The organism is Microcystis sp. LE19-10.1B, from assembly GCF_027530565.1.
GTDB lineage: Bacteria > Cyanobacteriota > Cyanobacteriia > Cyanobacteriales > Microcystaceae > Microcystis > Microcystis aeruginosa.
Genome location: NZ_JAPZQM010000199.1, coordinates 1 through 5465 on the forward strand (window position 1 = coordinate 1; position 5465 = coordinate 5465).

The following is a 5465-nucleotide window of genomic DNA, read 5'->3' on the forward strand; positions in this document are numbered from 1 at the left end:
TAAGACTCCCCCCACAAAATCAGTGGCATTAGCTGCACTGGTTCCTGAGCCTGTTACTGCCCAGTTGACGTTATTGGCCCCTGTGGTATTGACCGCACGAGTAACGGTAAAGGTAAAGGCTTTGCTGCCACTATTCCCTTCCGTTTGGTTGGCATTGGTCGCCGCGATCGCCAAGGTGGGATTCGTGCTAGACCCCGCTAACTTCCATCCCATGTCTTTAAACAACCCCAAGGTTACAGGGCCAGGGTTAAGGATACTTTCCCCAAAACCAATAGAATAGGTCATGAGAGCGTTGGGAGTATTGTTAAATACTTCATCCAAGTGAGAGTAACTTGATCCACCACTCCAAGTGCTTGGGGCGTAGAGCTTGACTCGGTTTCCGCCATTAGCCGCATTGGCATTAGACCCATCAAAGAAAATGTTGTTACTGGTAAGCTGACTGCCCAAAGCAGTAGAAGGATTAGGAAATAGGGACGTATTCAACAAACTTTGTCCAGAACCATTCTCGGTAAAACGATCATAGATTCCTGGAAACCCTGTGCCGAATCCCCACGAGCCTGAGCCAGATTGATTGTCCATCCAACCCAAGAAACCTAAACCATGACCTAGTTCATGCAGAACAACACTGACAAAACTAATTTGATTGGTGGGTACGTTGTTGTCTAACCCGTAATACCAGTTAAAGTTACTGTTGAACTGGGATCCAATATCACTTGCTGTCGGAGCTAAATCTTGTCCTGCTAAGGAATTTGCTAGTGCAATAGGATACCAGGTATTCGTTTGAGGTAGTCCAGAAAAATCTCTGGCATAGGCCTCTGGCCCAGCCTGCCCCAGAATACCAGAACCTAAATTAGCAAAGGAAGCATTGACATTAATCGGTACAGAGGAATCCAGTAAACTCTCCCAAATATCTACAGCAAACTGAAAGGCCGTTTGCGCTGCTGGGGTAAATCCTGTGTAATTAACATTGATAACAGTATTGCTTGTAGGAAAATTAACTTGTCCCGTTGATGTCAGGAAATTGGTCGGTAATCCAACCCGAAAACGACTGGGATTGGGATCTAGAAAAAGAGAAGCTTTCGGCAAAAATCCCCCCACCTTGGAGGACGTTAGCATTTCCCCCAGAGCGCTACTTCCTGTCTTCGTCATACCCATATCGTGAAAAGGGTCGTCAACGCTTTCCCCAGTATTCTGTAATAGCTTCCCCTCTGTCTTCAATGGAGAGGGAAGGGTTTGGATAGCGGGAAAGTCCACTTGACTCGTAGCAGCAGGGGAGACTGGAACCGTGGGGGCCTCAGAGGAGACTGTAGACGGGGAGGGGTTAAAGTTGAGGACTGCTAAGGGAGAAGTTTCCTTCGATACAGTTAAATTGTCGGAACCTGTTAAATCAAAGGTGATTGGGGAGGCTCCGTCAAAACTCAAAGAATCTGCTGGAGATGTCATATTTGTACTAGATAAATCAGAACTTACTTGTGTTGTCTTCATGACTTTACCTACCTAATTGTCCGAAAATTAATCGGTTAATTACTTAAGTTTGTTGAATTGTTTCTGTTTATGGTTAGGGAAAAGGACTAGCCCAACTTTTCTGCCCTGGGGCTAAATCTCTCATATACTTATGATTATAAATAGACAAGTTTAACAAAAAAATAAATTTTTTCTTAAATTTATCCAAGAGCCTGATGAGTAACAGCAATAAGAACAGTATTATTGAGAATTAAAAAACGTGGAAGTATTAAGCTGCCCGTGCATTTAAATTACTTCTTGAGACGCAGTTAAAATTCATTGCGTAAATGCGTCCTAGCTTACTAGGTCAGGGTTTCTCAATCAACAGAGTAAATACTAAGACTATTTTCCAAAAACTGTAGCCCAATTATAGAAAAGATAATTAAGTGGATAAATCGCCTCTTATTGTTTCCGTGTGTAAGGGAGAAGAATAGAAATAATTTTCTAAAATATAGTCTTTAAAACCTTGCCTAGCAAGAGTTGTATAAATAAGCACTAATAAATATACTAGGTTTATCAGAGACAATAAATGGGTAATATTTGGAGATAAAAAGTAATTTTTTGTTTAATAACTGGTAAAATTTTTTATAGTTTTTTAACTGATTTGCGATTTATATTTTTTAAATATAAATCAGTAATTTTATTTATTTTTTTATTAATTACCAGCCAAATATACACCTTTATCTTCTTACAATAAATCAGCCGCCACATTCAAATCAATACCTATTGCTTAAATCAAACCTTCTCCTCACTTCAGTCTGGTTTCTGCGGTTTGATTGCTTACTGTCACTAACCGAAGAAACCTTCCCTTTAGATGTACTGGCTTTTACCTCAATCTGCTTAAACCGAACTCGGGTTAAATTAATCTTTTTTTCCTAAGTTTCCTGGAAAGATTAAGGTAAAAATTAGCTCTATCCGCCCTTAGATTGGCTGATCATGGCTATTGGCCACCGATTCGGGGCTATCCTCGCCAATCCAAGCCCTAACTAACTCGTAGCAGAGACCGAGCAGAACCGGTCCGACGAACAAACCAATAATCCCGTAGGCGATCACTCCCCCGAACACCCCTAGCAGAATCACCACCATGGGAATGGGCAGGCCGCGCCCCATTAAGATCGGTTTGAGGAAATTATCCACCAAGGTGGCGGGAATCATCCAGATGGTAAACAAGAGGGCGATGGAATGGGGTAGTGTTACCCAAGCGTGAATGAGCGCCCCCAAGACAATCAAACCAGGGCCAATTTGGAGAATGCCCAAAATTAGGGTGAGGAAAGTTAATAAACCGGCTGCAGGGGTTCCCACCGTCACTAAACCGATGCCGATCAAAAGACTCTGGATAATAGCAACGCCAATAACACCACGGCTAACATTGCGGACGGTGGAGGCGGTTAGACTGGCCAGCGCGATGCCTCTACCCGGGGCGATCTTTTCCGCTAACCGGTTCATCGGGCGAGTCAGATTTTTAGCCGAGAGGGTGAGGGCTGCCGCAATCAGAATCGAGGCGATAAATTTCAGCACCGTCAGACCAGTACTGGTGGCCAGAGAAAGGGAGATTTTCCCCAGTTCTTTTAATTGTGGCTCGAAGCGTTGAAGAAATTGACCCGTGTTATCCGATGCCTGCTGCCAGAGACTGGCAATCCTTTCGCCGATCAGCGGCCAGGTGGCCACATCGGCGGGGGGAGGGGGAATCACCGCCGCACCAGTATCGATATATTCCGCCAGCGTTCGCAGATTACCGGCCAGAACCGCTGCAATACCACTCACCGGACCGATAATAATCCCTAGACAAAGTAGGGTGAGGAGAACTGTGGCCAGTTTCGCCCGGCCCGCGAGTAACTTTTTTAACCAGAGAAAGAGCGGATACCAAGCGATCGCTAGAATTGCTCCCCAGAGGATCATGGTTAGGAAGGGACGCAGTAGGGTAAAACCGGCAAATAACAACAGGCCGAGAAAAAACAGCCGGATGACGAGATCGATAATTTTAGCGTCATTTTTCATCAATAGCGATCGCCTTTTGGCTAGATGAGGACATTGCTGCAATTATGGCAGTTTTTCGTTATCGGTAGTGATTCGCTGGTAGTGGTCAGCCGTCTTGCTTATCTGGTGGGGATTGTGTAAAATATTTCCTAATCAAAATAATTGCCCGATAAATCTTTACTTCCAATCGTCTTGATCGAGTAAAATCGACTAATTTAATCTATTAACAAGGATGCAAGCAAATTTATTAGAAGTGCGGGGAGCCACCCGTCGATTTGGGGGATTAGTCGCTGTGGATGGCGTTGGCTTTCAGGTACAAAAAAACGAGATTTTTGGCTTAATTGGACCGAATGGGGCGGGAAAAACGACTTTATTTAATCTGATCACCGGTTTAATTCCCCTATCCAGTGGTGATTTAATTTATCAAGGCGACAGTCTGGCGAATTATCGTCCTCACCAGATCGCTAAGGCAGGAATTGCCCGTACTTTCCAGAATTTGCGCTTATTTGGTGAATTATCGGCTTTAGAAAATGTTGCGATCGCTGGTCACATTCATAATAGCTCCAATCTCTGGACAGGAATTTTGGGTTTACCAGCTTCGAGAAGGGAGGAGGAAAAAACCTATAAAAGAGCGGGGGAATTATTAGATTTAGTCGGACTAACCGACCAAAGCAATCGAAAAGCCCGTAATTTAGCCTATGGTGATCAAAGACGCTTGGAAATTGCCCGCGCTTTAGCTTTGCAACCCCAGTTATTACTCCTGGATGAACCAGCAGCCGGGATGAATCCCAGCGAAAAGGGGTCATTAAGTCAGCTAATTCGACAAATTCGCGATAATTTAGCTCTAACCGTCCTGTTAATCGAACATCATGTGCCTTTAGTGATGGGATTATGCGATCGCATTGCCGTGTTAGATTTCGGTAAGTTAATCGCTTTGGGAGATCCAGCTACAGTCAGGGAGAATCGCGCGGTGATTGAAGCTTATTTAGGGGATGAATAAGGATTTTAGATAATTCCTCTTCAGGTTAATGGGAGATAAGTAGGTAGGCGTTAAAAATTATCAGACACCACCCTTATCAAGGGGGACTAAGGGTAGGGTTGATTCATGAATCAACCCTACTATGAATCAACTCTAGGACTGAGGGGGGATCGAACCTAAAATCCATTTTTAATTTAATTATAACCAGCTACTTAACAATGATTATTTAATTACCAGAGATAGTCAAAAAAAGGGTTAAAGTTTCTCCCGATCGATATTTTGTCATAAGTAGGGACGCACAATTATTTGTAGGATGGGTTAGCGGTAGCGTAACCCATGCTAACTCATCCAGTCGCTTAATTCCTTTAATCTTGTTAGTGCGTAACAACTCTCGACGCACCTCATAATCAGCAATTTCTGGAAGAATAACCCTAATACCTGCTTTAATTAGTGTTTGTAGCCAACAATTACAAGCTAGACTTTCAGGCGCTCGCTTAGGATTAGTAATTAAACCGATAATTCCCGTATCTAATAAAACTACTCTATTCACCAAGTTACTCCCTTTAATTCAGCCGGAAATAAAGGACGCTCAGATAAACGATCTTGATCGAGTGCTTCGATTAAATATTCACCGGTTTCTTGTTGTTCTTGTTCATCTTCTTCATCAATCCAAGATTGAAGTAAATTAACCAGTTTGGTCTGTTTTTCTTGTTCTAAAATAGTATCTTTAAGTAGCTTGAGGACATAATCTTCTAGAGAAAGACCTTTCTCCGTCGCTTTTTGGCTGAGATATTGTTCGATTTCCGATGTTAAATTAAGAGTTAGTGGCATGGGCTTGACTTGAATCAATTTATCGTGTCTTTAACTAGGGTCTGCTGAAAAAGTTTTTCCTAGAAGCAGGGTGTAGGGTGTAGGGTGTGGGGTGTGGGGTTTTACCGATTTTGAGGGGGTCAATTACCTAATTTTCAGGGAAAAAGTACCTGAATTTCCCCCTGATCACTCCCAT

Annotated in this window: 4 protein-coding genes and 1 pseudogene; 1 reads left to right on the forward strand and 4 read right to left on the reverse strand. The window is 43.1% G+C overall.

Going from position 1 to position 5465, the window contains the following annotated elements:
• A pseudogene (locus tag O9332_RS07320) lies at nt 1–1485 on the reverse strand (hypothetical protein); the annotation flags it as partial.
• 939 nt (nt 1486–2424) lie between these two features.
• Nucleotides 2425–3501 carry an AI-2E family transporter gene (locus O9332_RS07325; RefSeq protein WP_288024586.1) on the reverse strand — a complete coding sequence of 359 codons (1077 nt, stop codon included), beginning with the start codon at nt 3499–3501 and terminating at the stop codon, nt 2425–2427.
• 211 nt (nt 3502–3712) lie between these two features.
• On the opposite strand from O9332_RS07325, the gene O9332_RS07330 reads away from it, so the two are divergent.
• The gene (locus tag O9332_RS07330) at nt 3713–4480 is read left to right on the forward strand and encodes an ABC transporter ATP-binding protein (protein ID WP_288024588.1); all 768 of its coding nucleotides are present in this window, start codon (nt 3713–3715) and stop codon (nt 4478–4480) included.
• Nucleotides 4481–4685: 205 nt separating this feature from the next.
• On the opposite strand, the gene O9332_RS07335 is transcribed toward O9332_RS07330, so the two are convergent.
• Both O9332_RS07335 and O9332_RS07340 read right to left on the reverse strand, forming a co-directional pair.
• On the reverse strand, nt 4686–5009 hold the full coding sequence (locus O9332_RS07335) for a hypothetical protein (RefSeq protein WP_288024591.1): 324 nt from the start codon (nt 5007–5009) through the stop codon (nt 4686–4688).
• Nucleotides 5006–5290: a hypothetical protein gene (locus O9332_RS07340; RefSeq protein ID WP_149988462.1), complete on the reverse strand. Its 285-nt coding sequence runs from the start codon at nt 5288–5290 to the stop codon at nt 5006–5008. The genes O9332_RS07335 and O9332_RS07340 overlap by 4 nt, the downstream gene beginning before the upstream one ends.
• Nucleotides 5291–5465: the final 175 nt, after the last annotated feature.

Excerpts from the sequence above, each read along its gene's own strand:
- O9332_RS07340 (WP_149988462.1), bottom strand. The coding sequence starts at position 5,290 with ATGCCACTAACTCTTAATTTAACATCGGAAATCGAACAATATCTCAGC.
- O9332_RS07325 (WP_288024586.1), bottom strand. The coding sequence starts at position 3,501 with ATGAAAAATGACGCTAAAATTATCGATCTCGTCATCCGGCTGTTTTTT.
- O9332_RS07330 (WP_288024588.1), top strand. The coding sequence starts at position 3,713 with ATGCAAGCAAATTTATTAGAAGTGCGGGGAGCCACCCGTCGATTTGGG.